The 25,468-nt window shown below is 70.6% G+C and carries 17 protein-coding genes and 1 pseudogene; 12 read left to right on the top strand and 6 right to left on the bottom strand.

From position 1 onward, the window contains the following. Position 1 precedes the first annotated feature (1 nt). The 3 genes from ABS64_RS08665 to ABS64_RS08655 all read left to right on the top strand — a co-directional run bounded on the left by ABS64_RS08665 (position 2) and on the right by ABS64_RS08655 (position 2,959). A complete protein-coding gene (locus ABS64_RS08665) occupies positions 2 to 1,078 on the top strand; it encodes a M15 family metallopeptidase (protein ID WP_292682817.1) in 1,077 nt (358 codons plus the stop codon). Between the two features lie 128 nt (positions 1,079 to 1,206). Beyond that, entirely contained in the window at positions 1,207 to 2,370 is a 1,164-nt protein-coding gene (locus ABS64_RS08660) for an acyl-CoA dehydrogenase family protein (protein WP_204948143.1), read from the top strand. A 184-nt stretch (positions 2,371 to 2,554) separates the two neighbouring features. Further along, the gene (locus ABS64_RS08655; protein ID WP_292682814.1) at positions 2,555 to 2,959 is read left to right on the top strand and encodes a GIY-YIG nuclease family protein; all 405 of its coding nucleotides are present in this window, start codon (positions 2,555 to 2,557) and stop codon (positions 2,957 to 2,959) included. Here the strand turns inward: ABS64_RS08655 and ABS64_RS08650 are convergent. The 5 genes from ABS64_RS08650 to ABS64_RS08630 form a co-directional block, all read right to left on the bottom strand. Continuing rightward, positions 2,952 to 3,773, bottom strand: a complete 822-nt coding sequence (locus ABS64_RS08650) for an energy-coupling factor transporter transmembrane component T (protein WP_292682812.1) — start codon at positions 3,771 to 3,773, stop codon at positions 2,952 to 2,954. The two genes, ABS64_RS08655 and ABS64_RS08650, sit on opposite strands and share 8 nt — an antisense overlap. Then, entirely contained in the window at positions 3,770 to 5,545 is a 1,776-nt protein-coding gene (locus tag ABS64_RS08645) for an ABC transporter ATP-binding protein (RefSeq protein WP_292682810.1), read from the bottom strand. Before ABS64_RS08645 ends, ABS64_RS08650 begins: the two co-directional genes overlap by 4 nt. Before the next feature lie 85 nt (positions 5,546 to 5,630). After that, complete coding sequence (locus ABS64_RS08640) at positions 5,631 to 6,191, bottom strand: ECF transporter S component (protein WP_061681079.1); 561 nt, start codon at positions 6,189 to 6,191, stop codon at positions 5,631 to 5,633. 48 nt (positions 6,192 to 6,239) lie between these two features. After that, complete coding sequence (locus tag ABS64_RS08635) at positions 6,240 to 6,977, bottom strand: pirin-like C-terminal cupin domain-containing protein (RefSeq protein WP_331280313.1); 738 nt, start codon at positions 6,975 to 6,977, stop codon at positions 6,240 to 6,242. 62 nt (positions 6,978 to 7,039) lie between these two features. Then, entirely contained in the window at positions 7,040 to 7,414 is a 375-nt protein-coding gene (locus tag ABS64_RS08630) for a GNAT family N-acetyltransferase (RefSeq protein WP_036289690.1), read from the bottom strand. A 99-nt stretch (positions 7,415 to 7,513) separates the two neighbouring features. On the opposite strand from ABS64_RS08630, the gene ABS64_RS08625 reads away from it, so the two are divergent. From ABS64_RS08625 to recQ, 3 genes are all read left to right on the top strand, one after another. After that, positions 7,514 to 7,930: a hypothetical protein gene (locus tag ABS64_RS08625; RefSeq protein ID WP_292682804.1), complete on the top strand. Its 417-nt coding sequence runs from the start codon at positions 7,514 to 7,516 to the stop codon at positions 7,928 to 7,930. A 58-nt stretch (positions 7,931 to 7,988) separates the two neighbouring features. Beyond that, entirely contained in the window at positions 7,989 to 10,673 is a 2,685-nt protein-coding gene (locus ABS64_RS08620) for a DEAD/DEAH box helicase (RefSeq protein WP_292682801.1), read from the top strand. Between the two features lie 146 nt (positions 10,674 to 10,819). Beyond that, positions 10,820 to 12,859, top strand: coding sequence for a DNA helicase RecQ (gene recQ, locus ABS64_RS08615; RefSeq protein ID WP_292682799.1), 2,040 nt, complete (start codon positions 10,820 to 10,822; stop codon positions 12,857 to 12,859). Positions 12,860 to 12,965: 106 nt separating this feature from the next. Here the strand turns inward: recQ and ABS64_RS08610 are convergent, their stop codons facing one another. Next, positions 12,966 to 13,718 carry a TetR family transcriptional regulator C-terminal domain-containing protein gene (locus ABS64_RS08610; protein ID WP_292682796.1) on the bottom strand — a complete coding sequence of 251 codons (753 nt, stop codon included), beginning with the start codon at positions 13,716 to 13,718 and terminating at the stop codon, positions 12,966 to 12,968. Between the two features lie 162 nt (positions 13,719 to 13,880). Between ABS64_RS08610 and ABS64_RS08605 the strand changes: the two genes are divergently transcribed. The 6 genes and pseudogenes from ABS64_RS08605 (at position 13,881) to ABS64_RS08580 (ending at position 25,438) form a co-directional block, all read left to right on the top strand. After that, a complete protein-coding gene (locus ABS64_RS08605) occupies positions 13,881 to 15,986 on the top strand; it encodes an acyl-CoA dehydrogenase (RefSeq protein ID WP_204946424.1) in 2,106 nt (701 codons plus the stop codon). Between the two features lie 197 nt (positions 15,987 to 16,183). Continuing rightward, entirely contained in the window at positions 16,184 to 17,224 is a 1,041-nt protein-coding gene (locus tag ABS64_RS08600; protein ID WP_204948144.1) for a DUF1731 domain-containing protein, read from the top strand. 9 nt (positions 17,225 to 17,233) lie between these two features. Continuing rightward, on the top strand, positions 17,234 to 17,812 hold the full coding sequence (locus ABS64_RS08595) for a DNA-3-methyladenine glycosylase I (RefSeq protein ID WP_204946425.1): 579 nt from the start codon (positions 17,234 to 17,236) through the stop codon (positions 17,810 to 17,812). A 60-nt stretch (positions 17,813 to 17,872) separates the two neighbouring features. Beyond that, complete coding sequence (locus tag ABS64_RS08590; protein WP_204946426.1) at positions 17,873 to 18,073, top strand: hypothetical protein; 201 nt, start codon at positions 17,873 to 17,875, stop codon at positions 18,071 to 18,073. Then, positions 18,036 to 19,193 (top strand): annotated as a pseudogene (locus ABS64_RS08585) (ATP-binding cassette domain-containing protein); the annotation flags it as partial. The gene ABS64_RS08590 and the pseudogene ABS64_RS08585, both read left to right, overlap by 38 nt. Before the next feature lie 140 nt (positions 19,194 to 19,333). Next, entirely contained in the window at positions 19,334 to 25,438 is a 6,105-nt protein-coding gene (locus tag ABS64_RS08580; RefSeq protein WP_292682790.1) for an Ig-like domain-containing protein, read from the top strand. Positions 25,439 to 25,468 lie beyond the last annotated feature (30 nt).

The following is a 25,468-nucleotide window of genomic DNA, read 5'->3' as shown; positions in this document are numbered from 1 at the left end:
AATGCGCAATGTGCAGGCGCCGCACGGGCTCGGCGGGCAGAATGGGCGGGTGCCGCACCCCGAGCAGCCGATCAGTCGCCGCGCCGCACGCGCCGCCGTTGCGACCCCGCGCGCCCGCGGAGCGTGGATGTCGAAGGTGTCGCTGCGGATGCGGTGGACGGCATTCGCGATCGCCTTCTGTGCTGTGGCGGCGATCTTCGCCGTCTCGGCGTTCTCCCTCAGCGGCGCCCGCGGTCCGGGCGGCGCCGCTTCCGTGGACACATCGAACGCAGCGGCGGCCGCGGTCGCGCTGCCCGGCGGAGCGGATGCGACGGCGGCACCCGCCACGGGGCTGCCGGTTCCCGCTCAGACCGGCGCGGCGGCGCGGTGCGACGATCCCGCCGTGGTCACCGCGCTCGCCGCCGGCAAGGATGAGGACGTCGTCGCCGCCTTCGGGGGCGGCGCGGCCTTCCGCGGCGCTGTCGTCAACGGCGCCGCACCCTGCGTCGATCTCGGCGACCCGCACCGGCTCTGGATCGTCGTCGACAAGAGGCGTCCCCTCAACCCGCTGGATGTCGAGCCCACCGAGCTGGTCGCCCCCGCCGACATGCAGCGCACGGTCGACGGCCGGCTGCAGCCGGCGGCCGCCGAGGCACTGACGGCTCTCGTGGCCGCCGCCGCTCAGGAGGGTGTCGGTGCGATCGGTCTGAACAGCGCGTACCGGTCGTTCGCATCTCAGACGCGCACGTACAACGGTTACGTGAACTCGCTCGGCCGCGACGCGGCGGACCAGCAGAGCGCCCGCCCCGGTTTCAGTGAGCACCAGACGGGGCTGGCCACCGATGTCGCCGCCTGCGACAGCGGATGCGGCGCCATCGAATCGTTCGGCGGCACGCGTCAGGGTGCCTGGGCCTCCGCGAATGCGTGGCGGTTCGGCTACATCGTGCGCTACGAGAGCGGCTACACCGACATCACGGGCTACGAGGCCGAGCCCTGGCATCTGCGTTACATCGGCCCCGAGCTCGCCAAGGCGTACCACGACGGCGGGTTCCACACGCTCGAGGATTTCTTCGGTCTTCCCGCCGCGCCCGGCTACTGAATCCCGCTCGTCGCACTCGCGGTGAAACCCAGTACCATGGATGCTGAGATGCGATGCCATCGGCATTCGGGGTCCTTCCCGCGGCATCCGGCAGATTCCACACTCGAGGACGAGAGGACGGGCGCACCATGGAGCGCGAGATCTACGACGAGGACCACGAGGCGTTCCGCGACGTCGTGAAGGAGTTCCTCAAGCGCTTCGCCACCGAAGAGAAGCGCAAGCAGTGGGAGGCGGACGGCGAGATCGACCGCGCCACCATGCTCGCCGCCGGCGAGGCCGGCATCATCGGTTTGAGCGTTCCCGAGGAGTTCGGTGGCGCCGGCATGCTGCAGGACTATCGATTCCGCTCGATCGTCCTGGAGGAGACCATCGGCGCCGGGCAGGGGTCCCTGGCCGGTGCCTTCGGCATCCAGGACGACCTCGCCGTGCCGTACATCGTGCACATGGGGACGCAGGAGCAGAAGGAGAAGTGGCTGCCCGGCATGGCGACGGGCGAGATCCTCGGCGCGCTCGCGATGACGGAGCCCGGCGCCGGAAGCGACCTGCGCGGCATCAAGACGACCGCGAAGAAGGTCGACGGCGGCTATCTCGTCAACGGCGCGAAGACGTTCATCTCGTCGGGGAAGACCGCCGACATGGTGGTCACGTTCGTGAAGACCGGCGAGGGCAACCGCCCGGATGCCTTCAGCCTGCTCATCCTCGAAGACGGCATGGAGGGTTTCGACCACAGCAAGAAGCTCGAGAAGATGGGCTTCCACGGGTGGGACACCGCCGAACTCAGCTTCACCGACGTGTTCGTCCCCGAGGCGAACCTCATCGGCGGCAAGGAGGGATTGGGCTTCATCCAGCTGATGATGAACCTGCCGCTCGAGCGGCTGTCCATCGGTGTCGCGGCCGCCGCGGCGGGCGAGGCCGCGTTCGCGTGGACGCGCGACTACGTGCTCAGCCGGGAGGCGTTCGGTGAGCGGATCGCCGACTTCCAGAACACGCGGTTCCTTCTCGCCGACATGGCCACGACGGTCGACGTCATGTGGACCTACAACGACCGCGCGATGATGCTCTACAAGGACAAGAAGCTCACCGCCGAGGAAGCGGCGAAGGTCAAGTTCTGGTCGACCGATCGCGAGGCGGAGCTGCTCGACATCGGCGTGCAGCTGCACGGAGGCTACGGGTACATCACCGAGTACCCCATCGCCCGCGCCTACCTCGACGCTCGCGTCCACCGCATCTACGGCGGCACGAACGAGATCATGCGCGACATCGTGTCGCGGCAGATCGTCGGCAAGCGCTGATCCGCCCGCGCCCGCTGATCCGCCCGCCCGCGCTCCCGCGGCATCCCTCCTCGTCCGCGAGACACCGGTTCTGCACCGAGACACCTGGCCACAACCGGTGTTTCGGTGCGCAGACGGTGTCTCGCGGGCCGCGGGTGTCGGCGGGGGGCGATAGCGTGCGGGGGTATCGCGGCGGGAGGAGTGCGTGCTGTGCGGGCTCGCACGGCCAGAGGCGGATGCCGGCGGCATCCTGACCTGCCCGGTGTGCGGGTGGCGCCTCGGCGACAGCCCCGATCCCGACCTGCCGCGCCCGCGCGTCGACGTCGTCTACTACGTGCGGTGGGGCGAGCGCATCAAGATCGGCACCAGTCGCGAACCGCGCCAGCGCCTCGCCGCGATCTGGCATCAGGAGCTGCTCGCATTCGAGCCCGGCGGGCGCGCGGTCGAGCGCGCGCGTCATGTGCAGTTCGCGCACCTCCGCGAGGGCGGCGAGTGGTTCCGTGCCGCGCCGGAACTCCGCGCGCACGCGGTGGCGCTCGCCGACGGCATCCCGCCCTGGCATCGCTATGCGCGCTGGGTCGCCGATGCTCTCCGCGGTGCGGTCAGCTGACAGACGGCGGAGCCCCGGGGAAGAGGGCGATCAGGATGGCGCCGCTCACCAGCCAGAACGTGACGACGAACACGGTGTCGCGCGCCCGCCACGGCACCCCGTGGCGCTCGGTGCGGTCGGGGTGGGCGCCGAAGGCGCGGGCATCCATCGACAGCGCGACGCGCTCCGCGTGGCGGATCGCGCCCGCGAGGAGCGGCACGAGATAGCCCCACCAGCGCGCGATCGCGGCGAACGGTCCGCGACCGCCGTGCGACCCGCGCACGCGATGCGCCTGTCTGATCACGTCGAGCTCGTGCCCGAACCGCGGCACGAAGCGGAAGGCCGCCAACGCCGTGTAGCCGACCCGGTACGGCACGCGCAGCTGCTGCACGCTCGCCCGCACGAGGTCGGGGCCCGTGGTCGTCAGCCCCGCGATCAGCGCGAGCGCGACGATCGCGGCCAGGCGCAGCCCCGTCGCGAACCCGACCGCCAGGGCTCCGCTGGTCAAGGTCCACGAGCCGACGTGCGCGAGCACCGTGCCGCCGACGCGAGCGGGGTCGGTCCAGAGGCTCATCGACGCTCCGATGACGACGGCCGCCGCGGGGAGTGCGACGAACAAGAGCAGCATGACCCGAGCGGTCAGTCGCGCACCGAGGAGCACGATGACGTAGGCGATCACGATGAAGGCCAGCGGGGTGGCGAGATCGCGGGTGAACACCAGCAGCACCATCGCGGGCAGCGGCGCCGCAAGCTTCGCCAGGGGATTGATGCGCTCCAGCGCACGCGCGTTCTCGCGGTCGGCGGTCGCCCACGGATCGGTGATCGCCGCGCTCACGGTGCCGTCTCCAGAGCTGGCAGGTCGGCGAGGCGCGTGACGCCGGCGAGAGAGGGATGCCGTGTCATCCCCGCGAATGCGCGTCGCAGCGGCGGCTGACGCAGACCCGCCGCGCGCACCAGGGCGTCGTCCGCGAAGACCGCGGCGGTCGCGGCATCCGCGACCACGCATCCGTCGCCGATGATGATCGTGCGATGCGCATGTTCGGTGACCAGCTGCATGTCGTGGGTGACGACGAGGATCGTCGTGCCGTCGGCGCTCAGGCCCTCCAGCAGATCCATGAGCTCGTCGGCCCGCGCCCGATCCTGACCGAACGTGGGTTCGTCGAGGGCGAGCACGGGCGCACCGGCGACGAGAGCGGTGCCCACCGACAAGCGCCGCTTCTGCCCGCCGGAGAGCAGGAAGGGGTGCACGTCGGCTTTGCCGTCGAGGTCGAACCGGCGAAGCACATCGAAGGCCCGCTCGCGCACCTCGTTCTCGGCGAGCCGCTGCCGCCGCAGGCCGTGCGCCAGTTCGTCGAACACCGTGTGTGCGATGAACTGGTGCTCCGGATTCTGGAAGACGAAGCCGATCCGCCGCGACAGCTCGCGCGGGTCGCTGCGCGCGACATCGATCCCGTCCAGAAGAACCTGCCCCCGCGCCACCGGGACGACCCCGGCGATCGACTGCAGCAGCGTCGTCTTTCCTGCGCCGTTCGCGCCGACGATCGCGACGAACTCGCCCGCCGCCACATTCAGGTCGATGCCGTGCAGGATCTCGCGACGACCCCGCAGAGTGCGCAGCCCGCGGACACGTATCAACGGCTCTGCGGAGGCGACCGGCGCCACATCGGCTGCGGAAGGGACGGATGCCGCGGGCGAGCCGGCCGGTGCGTCCGCCGCGTCGAGGGCGGTGCGCAGTTCGGTCGGGTCGAGCGGCAGAGGATCGAGCGTCCATCCCGCGGCGCGCAGACGCAGTGCGGCGAGGGTCGAGACGGGCAGCCAGACACCCATCTCATGCAGCTCGGCGGCGCGGGCGCGCAGCACCTCGTCGACCGTGCCGTCGGCCACGGTGCGCCCGGTGCGGTCGAGCACGACGACCCGGTCGACGATGCCGACGACGGCGTCGAGGTTGTGCTCCACGAGCACGATCGCGCGATCACCGGCGGCGACCAGCGCGCCGAGCGTCGCGTAGACCTCTTCGACGCCCTGCGGGTCGAGGTTCGCCGTCGGCTCGTCGAGCACCAGAAGCGGTGAGCCCATCGCGAGCGCGCACGCGATCGCGAGGCGCTGGCGGCCGCCTCCGCTCAGACGGTCGGGGTTCTCGTGCCGCCGGTCCCACAGGCCGACCCGGCGCAGGGCTTCCTCCGCGCGCTCCAGCACGCCCGCCACGGGAAGACGCAGGTTCTCGGGGCCGAAGGCCACTTCGTCGAGGAGGGTTCCGGTCACCAGCTGCGCGTCGGGATCCTGGAACACCATGCCCACTCGCGTGCTCAGCACCGACACCGGGGTCTCGGCGGTGTCGAGACCGTCGACCTCCACCCGTCCGCGCACGGTCGCCGGCACCGCGTGGGGGACGAGCCCGTTGAGCGCGAGTGCCAGCGTCGACTTCCCGGCCCCGCTCGGACCGAGAAGCAGCACCACTTCGCCGCGGTTGACGACGAACGAGGCGCCGGCGGGAGCCTCGGCATCCGCGCCGTCGTGACGGATGCCGAGATCGCGCACGCTCAGCAGAGCACCGGACGCGCGGGTATCGGGCACCGCGGCATCCGCTCCAGGCTCAGCAGTGGTCACGGTTCGTCCCAGGATCGGTCGGGGGTCTCCCCTCAGGTTAGTCGAACCTAACTTCTCCCACCTAGCTCCTGTCCGGAACCCCGTATCAGCGCCGAACGATCTGCCGTGCGACTCCGGCTCGACGCAGCGACGCGCCGACGCTGAGTCCGATCGCCGTCCAGGCCACCGGTCCGCACACCGACAGGGCGAGATAGGCGATCTGGGCCCAGAGCGGGTAGGCGCTCAGGTGCGCGGCGAAGAAGACCACGACCGCCACGAGCACACCGATCACGGCCGCGGAGATGAAGAACCGCCACGCACCCCACGCGCGGTAGCGGGTGAGGGCGGCCACACCCTCCTGGATCGCGCCGAACAGCAGCGCCGTGCCGAGGAAACGCGTGGTCCAGATCGGCGCGAAGGCACTGGCGACGAGTGCGGCCAGGACGTGCGTGAGCACAGCCACCAGGGGCAGGCGCAGCACCTCCTGCGCGATGATGCCGGGGAGCACGTGTGCGCCGAGCACGAGGCCGTAGACGATGGCCAGACCGGGCACGGAGAGGACGATCGGCGTCACGAGTCCGGCGATGCCGCCCAGGATGCCGGTGGCCACGCCGATCGCCGCGCACACCAGCAGGACGCGCGTCGACAGGACGGTGTTTCGGGCCACGCCTCCAGCGTAGCTGCGCGCTCGCGGAGCCCGGGCTGGGAAAAACCCTCAGACCGTGCGGCGTCGAGGAGTCAGTCGCACCGCCGGAAGCGGAGGCGCCGGCACCCGCTCACGGTCGTGTCCGATGACGTGCCCGAACCGCGCGTCGGCGCGCTCGGTGTCGTCCGCTTCGCTCTCCCAAGCCTCGCGCGCGGCGACGATCTCATCGTGTGAGCGGCCCACGAAGTTCCACCACATGACGATGTCCGACTCGAACGGCTCGCCGCCGAGCAGGAACAGTGTCGTCTCGCGCTGCGCGCTGACCTCGACACCGTCTCGATGGATGCCGAGGTACAGCAGTCCCTGGTCGGGGAGAGCGGTCGCGGCATCCGGCGCCGTGTGCACCTCGGGCACTCCGGCGACGCCGACGAGGGCGTACTCCCTGACCGGATCGAGCGGGAGGCGCACGCGCGATCCTGCGGGCACGTGGATCTCGGCGCCGACGATCGGCGTGTGCATCGTCGCGGGCGAGCGTGCGCCCGCGAAGTCGCCGACGACGACCGTCGCCGTGGCGCCGCCGGCGTCCGGCCCGCCGTCGAGGGGGCGCACCTCGCCCACGAGCGGCCAGGGCACCGTGTGCAGGCCGATGTGGGGGTGCGGTTCCACGCGCATGCGCGCCGTCTGCGGACCGAACCGATCGAGGAAGCACCAGGCGCCGACCATCGGCAGGGCGCGCTGGGGCAGACTGCGGTGCACCTCCATTGCACGCACGCCTCCGAGAGGGACCTCGCGGGCTTCGAGCAGCAGTGCGCGAGGGCCGTCGCATTCGGCAGGTCAGGCCAGGCCGGGGGCGGCGTCGTCGAGCCTGGTCATGCTCGGGACGACCCGACTCCTTCGTCGCCCGGGGTCGGCTCTGCCGTCGACGCGTGGGCCGCCGCCTCGACGTCACCCTCGCGCCACGCGACAGCGAGGCCGGGCACCTCGTTCTTCTGCAGGTATCGCACGACGAAGGGGCAAACCGGCACCACGCTCATCCCGCGTGCGGCCTCACCCTCCATCGCCGCCGCGACGAGCTTCGTGCCGAGCCCGCGTCCGCCGTAGGCGGGGTCGATCTCCGTGTGCGGGAAGACGTGGCGGCCCTCGGCATCCGCTTCGTACTCGGTGAAACCGGCGACCCGGCCGTCGACGAGGATCTCGTAGCGGTCGGCGTCGTCGTTGCGGGCGATGCGGATGTCGTCGCTCATGACGTCCCTTTCGTGTGCAGGTGTTCTCCCACCGTAGGCCGGGTCTAGGCCGCGACACCAGGCCTGTCGTTGCGAGGCGCGAATCGGGAGGATGGCGGGGTGACATCCCTCACCCGCCGCCGTTCGCGACCCCTCGCGCGCGCCCTGCGCGCTGCCGCGGCAGCCGCCGCCATCGCCGTCGCGCTGACCGGTTGCGGCGCCTACGGCCCGTCTCCGTCGCCGTCGACGTCGACGTCGGCGCCGAGCCCGTCCCCGACTCCCACCCCGACGCCCACCGTCGACCCGCTCGCCGGGCTCGACCTGCGCCAGCGCGTCGGACAGCTCTTCATCGTCGGTGCGCAGATCGATGCGGCGACGCCCGCGACCATGTCGGCCGTCACGGACCGGCACGCGGGCGGCATCTTCCTGCACGGGCGCTCGCAGGCGGGGGCCGCGGCGGTGGCCGATCCCGCGTTCGCGCAGCGTGTGGACGACGCCGCGCGGCACGTGCTCGCCGCCAAGGCTGCGAGCCCCTGACCGCACCGCCGCGGCGCCGCGCGACCGCGGGCGCCGCCGCGCCTGGCAGACTCGGGGAATGACCTCGCCCGCGGCACTGACCGACCTCGTGCCCGTCGGAGCGACGGCGGATGCCGCGTACGAGGGCTTCGTCGCCTGGGCCGCCGGCCGCGGGCTGGCACTGTACCCCGCGCAGGACGAGGCCGTCATCGAGCTGGTCTCGGGTGCCAACGTCATCCTGTCGACACCGACGGGCACCGGCAAGTCGCTCGTCGCGATCGCCGCGCACGCGGCCTGCCTCGCCGCGGGCGGCCGCTCGTACTACACCGCGCCGATCAAAGCGCTGGTCAGTGAGAAGTTCTTCGCGCTGGTCGAGGTGTTCGGCGCCGAGAACGTCGGCATGGTCACCGGCGACTCGTCGGTGAACCCGGATGCCGCGATCGTCTGCTGCACCGCGGAGATCCTCGCCAACATCGCCCTCCGCCACGGCGCGGATGCGCAGGTCGATCAGGTCGTCATGGACGAGTTCCACTACTACGGCGACCCCGACCGGGGATGGGCGTGGCAGGTGCCGCTGCTGCTGCTGCCGCAGGCGCAGTTCCTGCTGATGTCGGCCACCCTCGGTGACGTGACGCCGATCGCCGAAGACCTCGAGCGCCGCACCGGGCGCCCCGTGGCGCTCGTCACCGGCGTCGAGCGGCCGGTGCCGCTGCACTTCTCGTACGAGCGCCGGCCCGTGCACGAGGTGCTGACGATGCTCGTCGACGAGCGTGAGGTGCCGGTCTACATCGTGCACTTCGCACAGGCGGCGGCCCTCGAGCGTGCGCAGGCCCTGGCATCCGTCACCCTCACCACACGCGCCCAGCGCGACGAGATCGCCGACGCCATCGGCGGATTCCGCTTCACGACGGGTTTCGGCAAGACACTGTCGCGGCTCGTTCGGGCCGGCATCGGCGTGCACCACGCGGGCATGCTGCCGCGCTACCGGCGACTCGTCGAGACTCTCGCCCAACGCGGGCTGCTGCGGGTCATCTGCGGCACCGACACCCTCGGAGTCGGCATCAACGTGCCCATCCGCACCGTCATGATCACGGCGCTGAGCAAGTACGACGGCACGAAGATGCGCCAGCTCAGCGCGCGCGAGTTCCACCAGGTCGCCGGCCGTGCCGGGCGCGCCGGCTACGACACCTACGGCAATGTCGTGGTCATGGCGCCCGAGTGGGAGATCGAGAACGCGGTCGCGCTCGCGAAGGCCGGCGACGACGCGGCCAAGCGCAAGAAGATCGTCCGCAAGAAGGCCCCCACCGGCGTCGTCAACTGGGGAGAGGGATCGTACGAGCGGCTCATCTCTGCCGCTCCCGAGCCGCTCGTGCCGCAGCTGAAGCTCACCGCCGCGATGCTGATCAACGTCATCGGCCGCGGGGGAGACGTCTTCGGCCACGTGCGCGCACTCGTGTTCGACAACCACGAGCCGGCCGCGCGTCGGTTCGCCCTCGCCCGACGCGCCATCGCGATCTTCCGCACGCTCGTGGATGCCGGGATCGTCGAGATCGACCGCTCCGCGCCATCGCGCCCTCGCATCGCGCTCACCGTCGACCTGCAGCCGAACTTCGCCCTCAATCAGCCGCTGTCGCCCTTCGCGCTCGCCGCCATCGAACTGCTGTCGCCGGACGACGACGTGGCTCCGGGCGCCGGGGCGCGTGTTCACAACTCCGGAGATCTCGCCGCCGAGGAGCCCACAGCGCCCGGTTCCAACGAAAATGCGTCGTCCTTCCGGAGCTATGAACAGCCCGCCCCCGCGACCGCCCCCGCCCCCGTCGCCCCGGCGGGCGGCATCGGAACCGGTCACTACGCCCTCGACGTCCTGAGCGTCATCGAGGCCACCCTCGACGATCCGCGCGCCATTCTCGCGCAGCAGGAGTACCGCGCCCGGGGCGAGGCGGTTGCCGCGATGAAACGCGACGGCATCGAGTACGACGAGCGCATGGCGCTGCTCGAGGAGATCACCTATCCGAAGCCGCTCGCCGAGTTGCTCACCCAGTCGTTCGAGGTGTTCGCGTCCTCGCAGCCGTGGGTGCGCGATTTCGAGCTGAGTCCGAAGTCGGTGGTCCGCGACATGTTCGAGCGTGCCATGTCGTTCGCGGAATATGTTTCCTTCTACCAACTCTCGCGCAGTGAAGGACTGGTGCTGCGCTACCTCTCCGACGCCGACCGGGCGATCCGCCAGACCGTTCCCGCCGATGCGCGCACCGACGAGCTGCGCGACATCATCGAGTGGCTCGGCGAGCTCGTGCGCCAGGTCGACTCGAGTCTCGTCGACGAGTGGTCGGCGCTCATCGACCCCACGGCGGTGCTGCCCGAGGACGGCGCTCCGGTCGTGCCGCCGGCGCCGCCCTCCATCCTCACGAACGAGCGCGCGTTCACGGTCCTCGTGCGCAACGAGCTGTTTCGGCGGGTGCAGCTCGCGGCTCTGCAGGACGACGACGCGCTGGTGGCCCTCGACCCCGAGGCCGGTTGGCCCGAAGCCCTCGACCGCTACTACGACGAGCACGACGAGATCCTCACCGGCGGCTCCGCGCGCTCGCCGCGGCTCTGCGTGATCGACACGGCGGATGCCGCGGCATCCGGCCTCTGGCGCGTCGAGCAGACGATCGACGATCCGGCCGGCGACCACGACTGGCGCATCCGGGCCGAGGTCGATCTCGCGGCATCCGTCGAGGAGGGCGCCGCCGTCGTCCACGTGACCGAACTCACGCGCCTGTAAGCCCCCCACCTCTACCACTCGCGAGCCGCTATGTTCCGCGCGAGCCGCCATCATCTGTCGTGGCGGCTCGGTGCGATCGTGACGGCTCGGCGGGGCGGGTGGGGAGGACGGCGTCGCGTGTCGGATGCCGCGGCTAGCCTGGACGGGTGAGTGCAGCCACCGATCGGTACGACGACCCCTACGCGGACGTGCCGTGGGATGTGGATGAGCTGACGCCGCCCGACGAGTTCGACATGGCGCCCCCGCCGGAGTACGACGGGTATGCCGGTGCGCTCGCTCGGGCGACGCGCGACACGGCTCCGGACGCCGCGGCCCCGGCTGCGGCATCCGGCGATGCCCCGGCGCGACGCGCCGCCGCGGTCGCCCGCCCGCCTCGCTCGACCGATCCGAGGGCGGTGCTGAAGGAGGTCTTCGGCTACGACGAGTTCCGCGGCGATCAGGCCGACATCGTGGCGCACGTCGTCGCGGGCGGCGACGCCGTGGTGCTCATGCCCACCGGCGGCGGCAAGTCGATCACGTATCAGGTGCCCGCGCTCGTTCGTGCCGGCACGGGGCTCGTGATCAGTCCGCTCATCGCACTGATGCACGACCAGGTCGACGCCCTGCGGGCCAACGGTGTGCGGGCGGCGTACCTGAACTCCACCCAGAATGCGGCCGAACGTGCCGGCGTCGAGCAGGACTTCCTCGCCGGCGAGCTCGACCTGCTCTACGTCGCGCCCGAACGCCTCAGCGCTCCCGCGACGAGCGCCCTGCTGCAGCGGGGCACACTCAGTGTGATCGCCATCGACGAGGCGCACTGCGTCAGCCAGTGGGGTCACGACTTCCGTCCCGACTACCTCGCCCTCGGCGACCTGACCGATCGGTTCCCCGGGGTGCCGCGCATGGCGCTCACGGCGACGGCCACGCGCGCGACCCATCAGGAGATCACCGAGCGGCTGCGCCTGCCCGACGCGCGGCATTTCGTCGCGAGCTTCGACCGGCCCAACATCCAGTACCGCATCGAGCCGAAGGTCGATCCGCGCCGTCAGCTGCTGCAGTTCGTCCGCGCCCAGCCGGCCGGCTCTGCCGGGATCGTCTACGCCCTCAGCCGCAAGTCGGTGGAGCAGACGGCCGAGTATCTGCGCACGCAGGGCGTGGACGCTCTGCCGTATCACGCGGGGTTGGATGCCGCGGTGCGCGCTCACCACCAGCAGCGCTTCCTTCGCGAAGACGGCGTGGTGATGGTCGCCACGATCGCGTTCGGGATGGGCATCGACAAGCCAGACGTGCGCTTCGTCGCCCACATCGACCTGCCGAAGTCGGTCGAGGGCTACTACCAGGAGACGGGTCGCGCCGGCCGGGACGGCGACTCCGCGATCGCCTGGATGGCCTACGGGCTCGGCGACGTGGTGCAGCAGCGGCGTCTCATCGACCAATCGCCGGGGGAGCGGTCGTACAAGATGCGGCTCGGCCAGCACCTCGACGCGATGCTCGCGCTCTGCGAGACGGTGTCGTGCCGTCGGCAGAACCTCCTCGCCTACTTCGGGCAGAGCTCCGAGCCGTGCGGCAACTGCGACACCTGCCTCGACAGCCCCGACACCTGGGACGGGCTGGTTCCCGCGCAGAAGCTGCTGTCGACGATCGTGCGGCTGCAGCGCGAGCGCAACCAGGCGTTCGGCGCCGGACACCTCGTCGACATCCTCCGCGGAGCATCGACCGAGCGCATCCGTCAGCAGGGCCACGACGCGCTCGCGACGTACGGATTGGGAGCGGACCTCAGCGACCAGGACTGGCGCAGCGTCATCCGACAGCTGCTCGCCCGTGGCGTCATCGTCGCCCGTGGCGAGTACGGCGTGCTCGCGGTCGGCGACGAGGGTGCGGCGGTGCTGCGCGGGGAGACCCCCGTGCCGCTGCGCCGCGATGTGCTCGGACGCGGCGGGGGCGCCCCGCGCGTGCGCAAGGCGGCGGCCTCGGATGCTGTGGCCGACGGTGACCGCGACCTCTTCGAAGCCCTTCGCGCCTGGCGCGCCGGGGTGGCGAAGGAGCAGGGCGTGCCCGCGTACATCGTCTTCGGCGATGCGACGCTGCGGGCGCTGGCCGAGCAGCGCCCGGCATCCATCGCGGCGCTCGACGGCATCACGGGCATCGGCGCGAAGAAGCGCGAGGCCTACGGCGAGGGCGTCCTCGCGGTCATCGCCGCGCACTGACGCGCGTGCGCGAGTTGCGGGCTCAGCGGGGTGCCCGTCCATGCAGCGACGACCGAATCCGATGCGAGCCGTAGTCCGCAGGCCACCCGCGCCCCGCGCCCCTCGGTCAGCCCCGGGGGAGGATGTCATCGAGGTGGGCGGCGAGCTCTGCGGCCACGTCCACGCTCTCGCGGTCGTACAGCCACTGGTACTGCAAGCCGTCCCACAGTGCGACGAGCCGCATCGCCTCACGCGCGGGATCGCGGTGCGGCGGCAGGTCACCATCTCGCTGCGCCGCGCGGAGGACGGCGGTGAAATGGTCGATCGTGGCGGCGAAGCGCTGCGCGAAGTCCATGCGCCGGGGCAGGTAGAGCTGGAGCAGTTGCAGGCCGTCCCAGACGGCCGCGATGCGGATGGCCTCACCGTGACCGTCGCGGCGGGGATGCACGGCGCCGACGGTGCGGGCTTCGGACAGCTGGGCGACGAACACCTCGCGCAGCCGGCTGTAGCGCTCGCGCATCGCGGCGTGGGCGGGGTGTCCCCGGGTGGAGCCTTCGCCGACGAGCGCCGCATACACGTCTTCCTCGATCGTCCCGCGATCCTCACGGCCTTCGCCGCGCTCGGCGTCAGTCTCACCGCGAACTGGGGCGCCGGCACTGCCGCGCTGTTCGACGTGCTGTCGGGCCGGGCGCCGGTGCGCGGCAAGCTCCCGTTCGATCTGCCGCGGTCGATGGACGCGGTGAAGGCCTCGCGTCCCGACGTCCCGTTCGACACCGCCGACCCGCTCTTCCGCTTCGGTCACGGCCTCGAGCGCATCCGATGCGACGGCACCGGGCGCTCGTGCCCGTGCGGAGGCGCCGTGGCTTTCGCGGGGAGCCACGGTGGAACTCGGTCTCACAAAACGTGGGTGTGGGTCTCACACAGGGGAGGATGCCGCGGAGGCGCGCCGCTTTGTGGGCAGCGCGCAAGCGTTTTGCGAGCCGCCGTACGCGCTCCTACCGTCGAGCATGAGTTTTCCTGTCCGCTGTCGAAAGGTACGCCGATGACCGACGCCGCCGTCCGTCCGAAGAAGCCCGCCACGAACACGCGAACGCCCGCCGGCGGAGCCCCGACCGCGGCACACACCGCCGCAGAGGCCCACGAGCCGCGCATCCACGTCGACACGGTCACCGATCTGCTGCTGGGAACGTGGGCGCAGACCCGGCGCGAAGCCCGCGAGATGATCAAGGATCCGGCGCTCTGGAAGATCGAAGGGCTGTCGGTCGCCGACCATCGCGAACGCGTGTTCGGCCAGCTGCAGATCCTCGTCGACAACAACGGGTCGCGGCGCGCGTTCCCGAAGAAGTACGGCGGCCTCGAGGACAACGGAGCCAACCTCGCCGGCTTCATGGAGCTCGTGCTCGCCGACCCGTCGCTGCAGATCAAGTCCGGCGTGCAGTGGGGCCTGTTCGGCTCCGCGATCTACCAGCTCGGCACCGAGAAGCACCACGAGGCGTGGCTGCGCGACGTGATCGAGCTGACGCTGCCGGGTGCGTTCGCGATGACCGAGATCGGGCACGGCTCCGACGTCGCCGCGATCGGCACGACCGCCACTTACGACCCGGAGACCGAGGAGTTCGTCATCAACACGCCGTTCCGCGGCGCGTGGAAGGACTACCTCGGCAACGCCGCCGTGCACGGTCGGGCCGCGACCGTGTTCGCTCAGCTGATCACCGGGGGCGTCAACTACGGCGTGCACTGCTTCTTCGTCCCCATCCGCGACGACGAGGGCAACATGCTGCCGGGCGTGCAGAGCGAGGACGACGGGGTCAAGGGCGGGCTCAACGGCATCGACAACGGACGGCTGGCGTTCGACCATGTTCGCGTCCCGAGATTCAACCTCCTGAACCGTTACGGCGATGTCGCCGCCGACGGCACCTACAGCTCCGACATCCCGAGCCCCGGACGCCGCTTCTTCACCATGCTCGGCGCGCTCGTGCAGGGCCGGGTCTCGCTCGACGGCGCGGCGACGACCGCGACCGCGCTCGCGCTGCACATCGCGATCACCTACGCCGGTCAGCGTCGCCAGTTCGACTCGGGGTCGGGCAGCGACGAGGTGGTGCTGCTCGACTACGGCAAGCACCAGCGGCGCCTGCTGCCCCGACTGGCGCAGGTGTACGCGCAGTTCTTCGCGAACGACGAGCTGCTGCGTACGTTCGACGGCGTGTTCAGCGGACGCACCGACACCCCCGACGAGCGCGAGAACCTCGAGACCCTCGCCGCCGCGCTCAAGCCCCTGTCCACGTGGAACGCTCTCGACACCATCCAGGAATGCCGCGAGGCCTGCGGCGGGTCGGGCTTCATGGCCGACAACCGTCTCGTCGGGCTGCACCACGACCTCGACGTCTACGTCACCTTCGAGGGCGACAACAACGTCCTGCTCCAGCTGGTCGGCAAGCGCCTGCTCAACGACTTCGCGAAGCAGTTCAAGGGCGCGGATGCCGCGAAGCTCGCGTCCTTCGCCGCGAAGCAGACCGCCGGCAAGGTGTTCCACGGGGCGGGGCTGCGCCAGCTCGGTCAGGCCGTCACCGACTTCGGCTCCACCGCGCGCTCGGTCGAGCTCGGGCTGCGGGCCGAGCAGCAGCACGAGCTGCTCGCGGAGCGCGTGCGGCAGATGATCGAAGACATCGCCGGGCGGCTGCGCCCGGCATCCAAGGCATCGCCCGCCGAGGCGGCGGCGATCTTCAATGCCAATCAGGCCGCGCTGATCGAGGCGGCGCGGGCACACGGCGAGCTGCTGCAGTGGGAGGCGTTCAGCGACGGCATCGCCGGCATCTCCGATCCCGGCACGGCGCAGGTGCTGGGGTGGCTGCGCGATCTGTTCGGTCTGCACCTCATCGAGAAGCACCTCGCCTGGTATCTGATCAACGGCCGACTGTCGGCGCAGCGCGCGGCATCCGTCTCGAAGTACATCGACCGCCTGCTGCTGCGGCTGCGCCCCCACGCCCAGGACCTCGTCGACGCGTTCGCGTTCGAGCCGGAGCACGTGCGCGCACCCATCGCCTCCGGGGTCGAGCAGGAGCGCCAGCGCGAGGCGCGGGCGTACTACGCCGATCTCGCCGCCTCCGGCGAGGCCCCCGTCTCGGAGAAGTCGCTTAAGAAGAAGTAGCCGCGCGGCGGAGGCTGCCTGCCCCGCCGACTCCGCAGAATGTCACGAACTCCGCACGATTGCGCCCGCATCGTGCGGAGTTCGTGCATTCTGCGGAGTTCGTAGGTGAAGCTGCGGCACGTCGCGGGAGACGGCCGCACCACTGGACGCGCTCATGCCTCCGAGGGTAGCTTGTTTTGAACATGTTCAGAAAGCGGATGCCGGTGCACGAGCAGACACGGCGGCGCGTCGTCGTCGCCGGGGCGTCGGGCTTCATCGGGAGGGCCGTCGTCGAGTCGTTGCGCGCTCGTGGCGACGAGGTCACGGTCGTCGGTCGCACCGCCGGGGTGGCCTGGAACGACGCCGCCGCACTCGTCAGAGCCGTCGAGGGAGCCGAGGTCGTCGTGAACCTGGCGGGGAAGTCGGTCAACTGCCGCTACACCGACCGCAACCGCGACGAGATCCTGCGCTCACGCATCGAGACGACGCGCGCCCTGCGGACGGCGATCGCCGCGGCGTCGTCGCCTCCGGCCGTGTGGCTGAACGCGTCCACCGCCACGATCTACCGGCACCGCACCGATGCCCCGCACACCGAGCATGCCGGTGAGCTCGGCACGGGATTCTCCGTCGACGTGGCGCGGGCGTGGGAGGAGGAGCTTTTCGCGGGAGAGCTTCCGCAGACGCGCCGTGTCGCGATGCGGATGGCGATCGTGCTGGGCGACGGCCCCGCCACCCGGATGCTGACGACGCTCGCCCGCCTCGGCCTCGGCGGATCTCAGCGCGACGGCTGGTGGCTGCAGCACCGCCGCTACCGCGGCATCGGGCCGCATCCGAGCGGCGACGGGCGCGCGCCGCACCACCGCACCCGCGGACGCCAGCGCTTCAGCTGGGTGCACATCGACGACGTCGTGGCCGCGATGCACTTTTTGATCGAGCGTGACGAGCTGGCCGGCGTCGTCAACGTCGTCGCGCCGCAGGCCTCCGACAACCGCACGCTCATGCGCACACTGCGGCGCATCGTCGGCGCTCCCTTCGGGGTGCCCGCCGTCCGCTGGATGCTGGAGCCGGCGATGTGGCTGCTGCGCACCGAGCCGGAGCTCGTGCTGAAGAGCCGCTGGGTCGTCCCCGAGCGGCTGACCGCGGCCGGGTTCGTCTTCGCGCACCGTGACCTGGAGGAGGCGCTGCGAGCGAGTCTCGCATCAGCCGCCCCGCGCGGCGCCCGCGCCGGCGTCGGCGGGGATGTCGGCGCCCGCGGTTAGCCTGACCGAGTGGATGATCTGCGCGAAGGCCCGGACGGCCTGCTCCGGTGCGGCTGGGTGGGCGACGACGCCGAGTACCGGCGCTACCACGACGAGGAGTGGGGTCGTCCCCTGCACGGCGACTGCGCCCTCTTCGAGAAGATGAGCCTCGAGGGCTTCCAGGCGGGGCTGTCGTGGATCACGATCCTGCGCAAGCGCCCCCGATTCCGCGAGGTGTTCGCAAACTTCCAGCCCGCCGTGGTCGCGGAGTTCGACGAAAACGATGTCGAGCGGCTGATGGCGGATGCCGGGATCATCCGCAACCGCGCGAAGATCCTCGCGACCATCGGCAACGCCCGCCTGGTGCGGGAGATGGAGCCGGGTGCGCTCGACGATGTCATGTGGTCGTTCGCGCCGCCGGTGCGGGCCGAGGGCGAGCGTCCGGTCGCGTTCGCCGACGTGCCGGCCGTGACGGCGGCATCCGATGCGCTCTCGAAGGCGCTGCGTGCCGCCGGCTTCCGTTTCGTGGGATCGACGACGATGTACGCACTCATGCAGTCGGCCGGGATGGTCGACGATCACCTCGCGGGGTGTCATCGCGCGGTGTGAACGCGCGAGCGGGTCGACGCGGGACTGTGCGACGTCGCACCCTCGCGGCAGACTGTCGCCATGACACCGGCATCCGAACACGTCGCCGACTCCCACGGCCTCATCCGCGTCGTGGGCGCACGCGAGAACAACCTGCAGGGCGTCGACGTGGAGATCCCGAAGCGTCGGCTCACGGTCTTCACCGGCGTCAGCGGCTCGGGCAAGTCGAGTCTCGTCTTCGGGACTCCAGCGGATGAACGACCTGCTCCTGCTCCTGCGTGACAAGGGCAACACGGTTCTCGTCGTCGAGCACAAGCCCGAGGTCGTCGCCATCGCCGACCACGTCGTCGACCTCGGACCCGGTGCGGGCCGCGCCGGTGGACGCATCGTGTACGAGGGCGACGTCGCGGGGCTTCGTGCCTCGGGAACGCTCACTGGCACCCACCTCGATCACCGTGCGCGACTCAAGACTGCGACGCGTACGGCGCGCGGCGCACTGCAGATCCGCGGCGCCAGTCTGCACAACCTGCGTTCCGTGGACGTCGACGTGCCCCTCGGCATCCTCACCGTCGTCACGGGAGTCGCGGGATCGGGCAAGTCGTCGCTCATCCACGGCAGCCTGCCGGCGTTCGACGACGTCGTCGTCGTCGACCAGACGGCCATCAAAGGCTCGCGCCGTTCGAATCCGGCGACCTACACCGGTGTGCTGGATGCGATCCGCAACGCGTTCGCGAAGGCGAACGGCGTCAAGCCCGGATTGTTCAGCGCCAATTCCGAAGGCGCCTGCGCCGCGTGTCGAGGCCTCGGTGTCATCATCACCAATCTCGGGTTCACACAGAGTGTCGAGACCCGCTGCGAGCTGTGCGGCGGCAGCGGGTTCAGCGACACCGTCCTCGAGTACCGGTGGCAGGGCAAGACGATCGCGGAGGTGCTGGCGATGTCGGCCGACGAGGCTGCCCCCTTCGTCGGCACGGGGCCGGCCCACGCGGTCCTGCGGCGGATGATCGACGTCGGGCTGGGCTACACGACGCTGGGCCAGTCGCTCTCCTCGCTGTCAGGCGGTGAGCGGCAGCGTCTGAAGCTCGCGATCGCGATGGCCAAGCCCGGCGCCGTGTACGTTCTCGACGAGCCGACGACCGGCCTGCACCTCGCCGACGTCGACAACCTGCTCGCGTTGCTGGATCGTCTCGTGGATGCCGGCAACTCGGTGATCGCGATCGAGCACCACCAGGCGGTCATGGCGCACGCCGATTGGATCATCGACGTCGGTCCGGGCGCCGGTCGCGAGGGTGGTCGAGTCGTGTTCGCGGGAACACCTGAGGACCTGATCGCCACGGGTGAGACGCTCACGGCTCGTCATCTGGCTACCTACGTCGGAGCAGGACGATCCAATAGTGGGTAGTTCTCCCCATGCGCAAGGCCACGCAGCCGTTGATTTCGTGACGTAGGCTATCCGGGTCTGCACGACGTGTGCGCCTGCTTCAGCAACAGGTCCCGACGCCACGCAAATGAATACGAGCCCGGAGGGGAGCCGAGCCCACAATGAAGTCCTTTGCGTGGCTTCGCGCGCGCCCGCGTACGCTGATTTCTACCGCCGCGGTCACCGCGGCCGCCCTCGTGGTCGGCTTCTTCGCGGTGTCGTACGAGGGTAAGCCGACGACCGAGGTCGACCTCAACGACGGCGGCGTGTGGGTCACGAAGCAGTCCAGCCTACTGATCGGCCACTTCAACCACTCCTCGCGCGTGCTCGATGGCGGACTGCGCGCCGGCACCTCCGACTACGACATCCTGCAGAGCGGCACCCGTGTGCTCGTCGTCGACTCGACCGCATCGTCGATCGCGGCCGTCGATCCCGCTCGCGTCATCATGTCGGACTCGGCCGAACTCAAGCCCGGGTCCACCGTCGCGATGGGTGCCGACACCGTCGCGGTCATCGAGCCCACCGGTTCACTCTGGACCAGCCCGTTCACGGCCATCAGCGGCATCGGCGCCCAGGGCGCCGAGCCCGTCGCCGACGAGGGCAAGAACGCGAAGATCGCCGTCGGCGTCGACGGCACGGTGTACGCGGCCTCCGCGTCGGAGGCCGCCGTCCGTTCGTACGGCCAGGGCGACGACGGCACGACGGTGCAGAAGTCGTCGCGCGATCTTCCCGGTGTGACGGCCGACCACAAGCTCTCCTTGACCGTCGTCGGCACCACGCCGTATGTGCTCGACCACGACACCAACACGCTCTACGGCGGCGACGGGCTGCGCGTGCAGGTGCCGGGCGACGCCGTGCTCCAGCAACCGTCGGGCACGGCCGACGCCGTGACCCTCGCGACGCCGACGTCGCTCGTGCGCATCCCGACCGGCGGCGGCGATCCTCGGACGATCGAGGCCGGCGGCTCGAAAGGCACCCCCGCCGAGCCGGTCTATGTGGCCGGCTGCGCGTACGGCGCCTGGTCGGGCAGCGGACGGTTCGTCCGCGACTGTCCCGGCGACGCCGACGACGCCGCGCGGGACGTGCCCGGCGTCGAGGCGACGAGCGTGCTGCGTCTCCGGGTCAATCGCGACGTCGTCGTCCTCAACGACGTCTTCGGCGGTGCCGCGTGGATGGCCTCCGATTCGATGCAGCGCGTCGACAACTGGCAGGACATCACGCCGCCCGAGGGCGACGGCGACGACGAGGAGAAGACGACCGAGGAGACGGTGCAGACCACGCTCCCCGAGCGCACCGACCAGAACACGCCACCGATCGCGCAGGACGACCAGTACGGGGTGCGACCCGGCCGTACGACGGTGCTGCCGGTGCTCGACAACGACACGGATGCCGACGGCGACGTGCTCGTCGCCGCACCCGCCTCGACCCCCGCGTTCGGCAGCGTCGAGCCGATCAACAACGGGGCGGCCCTGCAGTTCACCGCCCCCGAGGGGGCGACCGGCTCGACGAGCTTCCGCTACACCGTGGAAGACGGCCGTGGCGGCGAAGCCACCGCGACCGTCACGGTGACGGTGCACCCGTTCGACGTGAACGCGGCTCCCGTGCAGAAGCGCACCACTCCCATCACCGTGGAGTCCGGCGGCACGGCTTCGTACAACGTGCTGTCGGACTGGATCGACCCCGACGGCGATGACATCTTCCTCAAGGACGTCGCCGCCGACGGCGGCGACGAGGCGGACTTCACGCCGGATGGGCAGATCACGTACCGTGCGATCGGCGGCGTCCAGGGGCGCAAGGACGTGCCGATCGTCGTGTCGGACGGCACGGCGGACGGCGCCGGCATCGCGCGCTACGACATCCGCCCGCTCGGCACGACCGTGCCGGTGACCAACTCCGACCACGTCGTCACACAGGTCGGACGCACGGTGACGGTCTCTCCGCTCACGAACGACACGAGCTCCGGCAGTGAGCCCTTGCGCCTCACCCGCGTCGACGAGGTGCCCGGCGCGACGATCGTCCCCGACTTCGCGAACAAGACCTTCACGTTCACGGCCTCCAGCCCCGGCACGTACTATCCGCAGTACCTCGTATCGGCCGGCCCCAACTCCGTTCCGGGTCTCGTCCGCATCGATGTACTTCCGGCATCCAACGAGGACCTGCCGCCCGTCGCGGTGCGCGACGTGGCTCTGCTGCCCGTCGGCGGCGACGTGCTCGTCAACGTGCTCTCCAACGACACCGATCCCGCCGGCGGCATCCTCGTGGTGCAGTCGGTCAGCGCCGTCCCCGGCTCCGGCGTCGCAGCCGCGGTGCTGGGCCACGAGACCGTGCGCATCAGCGACATCGGCTCACTCAGCAAGCAGGTGCGCGTCGGGTACACGATCTCCAACGGCTCGCGCACGGCCGAGGGCGAGATCGTCGTGATCCCGGTGCCGCCGCCCGCGAAGCTGCGCCCGCCGGTCGCCAACGACGACCAAGCCGTCGTGCGCGTCGGCGACACCGTCACCATTCCCGTGCTGGCGAACGACTACCACCCCAACGGCGACACGATGCACGTCGCCCCCGATCTCGTGCCACCGCTGGTCGACCCCGCCGACGGCGAGGCCTTCGTCTCCGAGGACAAGGTCCGTTTCCGTGCCGGCAACACCCCGAAGACCGTCTACGTGACGTACGAGGCCGTCGACTCGACCGGTCAGCGCGACGCGGGGTACGTCACGATCCAGATCCTGCCGCGCAATGACGAGGCCAACTCCGCGCCGAAGCCGCGCGACCTCACCGCACGGACGCTCAGCGGTTCGACCGTCACGATCCCCGTGCCGCTGGACGGCATCGACCAGGACGGTGACTCGGTCGAGCTGGTCGGCATCGCCGACGCGCCGAAGAAGGGGCGCATCGTCGAGACCGGCGCGAACTCGTTCACCTACGAGGCATTCGGCGACTCCGCGGGCGTCGACCGGTTCTCCTACCGGGTGCGCGACAGCCTCGGCAAGGACGCCACGGCCACCGTGCAGGTCGGAATCGCACCCGCGGCATCCGTGAACCAGGCGCCTTACGCGGTGCGCGACACGGTGACGATCCGCCCGGGACGCGAGGTCGCGGTGCCGGTCCTCGCCAACGACTCCGACCCCGACGGCGACGAGTTCGGCTTCGCCGCGGACGACCCGGTGACGCTGCCGCCGAACGTCCCCGGCCTGAAGGCGCGCGTCAGCGGGAAGTATCTGCTCATCACGGCTCCGAACGAGCAGATGAACACGTCGCTGCAGTACGCGATCACCGACTCGCGCGGCGCGCGGGCCTCGACCAGCGTGCAGATCACCGTCGACCCGAACGTTCCGCTCGAGCGTCCCATCGCCCGCGACGACCGCGTGCGCGCCGAAGACGTCAAGGACGGCACCACGGCCGATGTGGCGGTGCTCGAGAACGACGACGATCCCGACGGCACGAAGAGCGATCTCACGGTGACCCTCGGTGCGGGCGGGGACAACGCCCGCGTCGGCGCGGACGGCACCGTGCGGGTGCAGGTCACCGACCAGCGCCAGCTCATCACGTACACGGTCACCGACCCCGACGGTCTCACCGACTCTGCGTTCATCCGGGTGCCGGCGCTGTCGGAGCTGCCGCCGAGCCTCATCTCCACCAAACCCGTCGAGGTCAAGAGCGGCGAGACCATCGACCTTCCGCTGTCGCAGTACGTGCGCGCGGCCGGTGGCAAGAGCGTCGTGATCACCGAGGCCGCCAAGGTGTCGGCGGTGCACGCCAACGGCGCGAACCTCATCAAGGACCAGCAGACGCTCGTCTACACCTCGGCCGACCGCTACTTCGGTGCCGACGCGCTGACGTTCGAGGTCACCGACGGCGACGGTCCCGACGACCCGACCGGGCGCAAGGCCACGCTCACGATTCCGATCACGGTTCTGCCGCCCGACAACCAGTCGCCGACGATGCTCGGCGCCTCCATGAACGTCGCGCCCGGCGAGGATGCCACCGTGCTCGACCTCGCGGCGCTCGCGACGGATCCCGACCCCGGCGATCAGGGCAAGCTCACCTTCCGCATCAAGGGCTCGACCCCTGATGGTCTCACCGCCTCGGTCGACGGCACCCAGCTGAAGGTGTCGGCCGCGGCATCCGCGAAGAAGGGCACGCGCGCCGACCTCACGGTCACCGCCGATGACGGCACGACGACGCCGGCGGAAGCGACGATCTCGATCACCGTCACCGCGTCGACGCGGCCGCTGGCCAGCGCCAACGACGACGTCATCGCCGAGTCGAGCCAGGGCTCGACCGAGTCGGTGCCCGTGCTCGCCAACGACGTCAACCCGTTCCCCGACACCCCGCTCAAGATCGAGAACGCGGTGCTGGAGACCGGGCAGGCCCAGGTCGCCGTCAAGGGCGACCGGGTGGAGGTCACCAGCGACACGTCGTTCGTCGGCACCGTCATCGCGCGCTACCGCGTGATGGACGCGACCGGAGACCCCGACCGCGCGGTCGAGGGACGCATCCGCATCACGGTGCAGGGAAAGCCGGATGCCCCGGGTCGCCCCGTCGTCTCCAGCATCCAGAGCCGCACGGTCGTGCTCTCGTGGACCCCGCCGACCGACAACGGGTCGCCGATCACCGGGTACACCGTCACGTCGACGGCGAACAACTACATGAAGCAGTGCGCGTCGACCACGTGCACCCTGGACGGGCTGACCAACAACGTCGAGTACAACTTCGTGGTCACGGCCAGCAACAAGGTCGGCACGTCCGACCCGTCGCTGCCGTCGGAGACCGCACGCCCCGACGTGCGCCCCGACACCCCCGCGCCGCCGACGCTGCAGTTCGGCGACCGCAGCCTCACCGTGTCGTGGGTTCCGCCGCGCTCGGAGGGCTCGCCGGTGACGTCGTACACGCTGGAGATCTCGCCGGCGCCGCCGTCGGGCATCGTGCAGAAGACGGGCGTCACCGGAACCTCGATCGTCTGGGACGGCCTCGAGAACGGGGCGTCGTACCAGGTGCGCGTGCGCGCCCACAACAAGGCACCGGATCCGAGTGAGTTCAGCCCGTGGTCGGCCGCCATGGTGCCCGCCGGGAAGCCGGATGCGCCGGCTGCGCCGACGACGACGCTTCTCGACCCCGTAGGGTCGCAAGCGCAGATCCGAGTGGATTGGAAAGCGCCCGCGAACAACGGAGACACGATCTCCGGCTACGAGCTGCGCGTTCTGCGCGGAGGCTCGGTCGTCAACACGATCCCCGTCTCGGGCAGCCAGACGAGCCAGGCCGTCAAGGTCGACACGTCGACGACGGACTACACCTTCGACGTCCGCGCCCAGAACAAGGCCGGCTGGGGCGATCGCAGCCCGCAGTCCGCCCCGCGCCGCGGTGTCACCGCTCCGGCGGCGCCGACGGGGGTCGCCGCCACCGAGGGCAACAACACGGTGGGTGTGACGTGGCAGGCGGGTTCCGGCAACGGTGCCACCGCGAACGAGATCCAGTACCAGTACTCCGTGAACGGCGGCGGCTGGCGCGGCGACTGGGTCGGCGGCGGCACCAACGGCGCCGGCACGATCGGCAACGGCCAGGTCAACAACAACGGCACGTACACGATCCGCGTGCGCGCTGTCTCGACCGTCGACGGCAGCACCTACGCCAGTGGGGCCTCCAACGACTCGAACGCCGTGTCGCCCTACGGGCCGATCGGCAACCCGTCAGCGAACGCCTCGGCATCCGGAACGAACATCACGTACTCGTGGTCCTCGCCGTCCCGCAACGGGCGCGACATCGCCACCGAGGTGTACATCGACGGCGGCCTCGTCAGCCGTGACGCGAGCGGCTCGATCGCGCGCGGCTACGGCTACAGCGAGACGCACAGCATCGAGGTGCGCACGAGCGCGGCCGGCCAGACCACCACGGCGTCCGACTCGGCACGCACGGTCGATGCCCCGCCGCCCCCGCAGCCACGGGTGTGGGTCAGTCGTGGCGACTACGTCCCGGGCGGCGGATGCGTCAACGGCTGCTACAAGTACGTGGTGAACACGCAGAACTTCCCCGCCGGCCGGTACAGCATCCAGTGTTGGCACGACACCGGTGGCCCTACGCAGTTCGGCGGCACGTTCGCCTTCAACCTGCCGGCGAACGGCTCCGTCCAGCTCGAGTGCTGGAAGGGCGCCGACGGCAACAACGCGTGGGTCGACATCCTCGGATGGGGCGGGTCGGTCGACACCGAGAAGACATGGTGGCCACGGGGTTGACCCGGCCGCATCGATCAACGACGACAAGGA

Source organism: Microbacterium sp. SCN 69-37 (assembly GCF_001724435.1).
Classification (GTDB): Bacteria; Actinomycetota; Actinomycetes; order Actinomycetales; family Microbacteriaceae; genus Microbacterium; species Microbacterium laevaniformans.
The sequence above is the reverse complement of the archived record's forward strand: the minus strand, read 5'-3'. Positions and strand labels throughout refer to the sequence as shown.

What these genes read in the sequence shown, in the direction of transcription:
- ABS64_RS08665 (WP_292682817.1), top strand. Translation starts at nt 2, where the DNA reads ATGCGCAATGTGCAGGCGCCGCACGGGCTCGGCGGGCAGAATGGGCGG.
- ABS64_RS08600 (WP_204948144.1), top strand. Translation starts at nt 16,184, where the DNA reads ATGCCGGTGCACGAGCAGACACGGCGGCGCGTCGTCGTCGCCGGGGCG.
- ABS64_RS08580 (WP_292682790.1), top strand. Translation starts at nt 19,334, where the DNA reads ATGAAGTCCTTTGCGTGGCTTCGCGCGCGCCCGCGTACGCTGATTTCT.
- ABS64_RS08605 (WP_204946424.1), top strand. Translation starts at nt 13,881, where the DNA reads ATGACCGACGCCGCCGTCCGTCCGAAGAAGCCCGCCACGAACACGCGA.
- ABS64_RS08590 (WP_204946426.1), top strand. Translation starts at nt 17,873, where the DNA reads ATGACACCGGCATCCGAACACGTCGCCGACTCCCACGGCCTCATCCGC.
- ABS64_RS08660 (WP_204948143.1), top strand. Translation starts at nt 1,207, where the DNA reads ATGGAGCGCGAGATCTACGACGAGGACCACGAGGCGTTCCGCGACGTC.
- ABS64_RS08620 (WP_292682801.1), top strand. Translation starts at nt 7,989, where the DNA reads ATGACCTCGCCCGCGGCACTGACCGACCTCGTGCCCGTCGGAGCGACG.
- ABS64_RS08630 (WP_036289690.1), bottom strand. Translation starts at nt 7,414, where the DNA reads ATGAGCGACGACATCCGCATCGCCCGCAACGACGACGCCGACCGCTAC.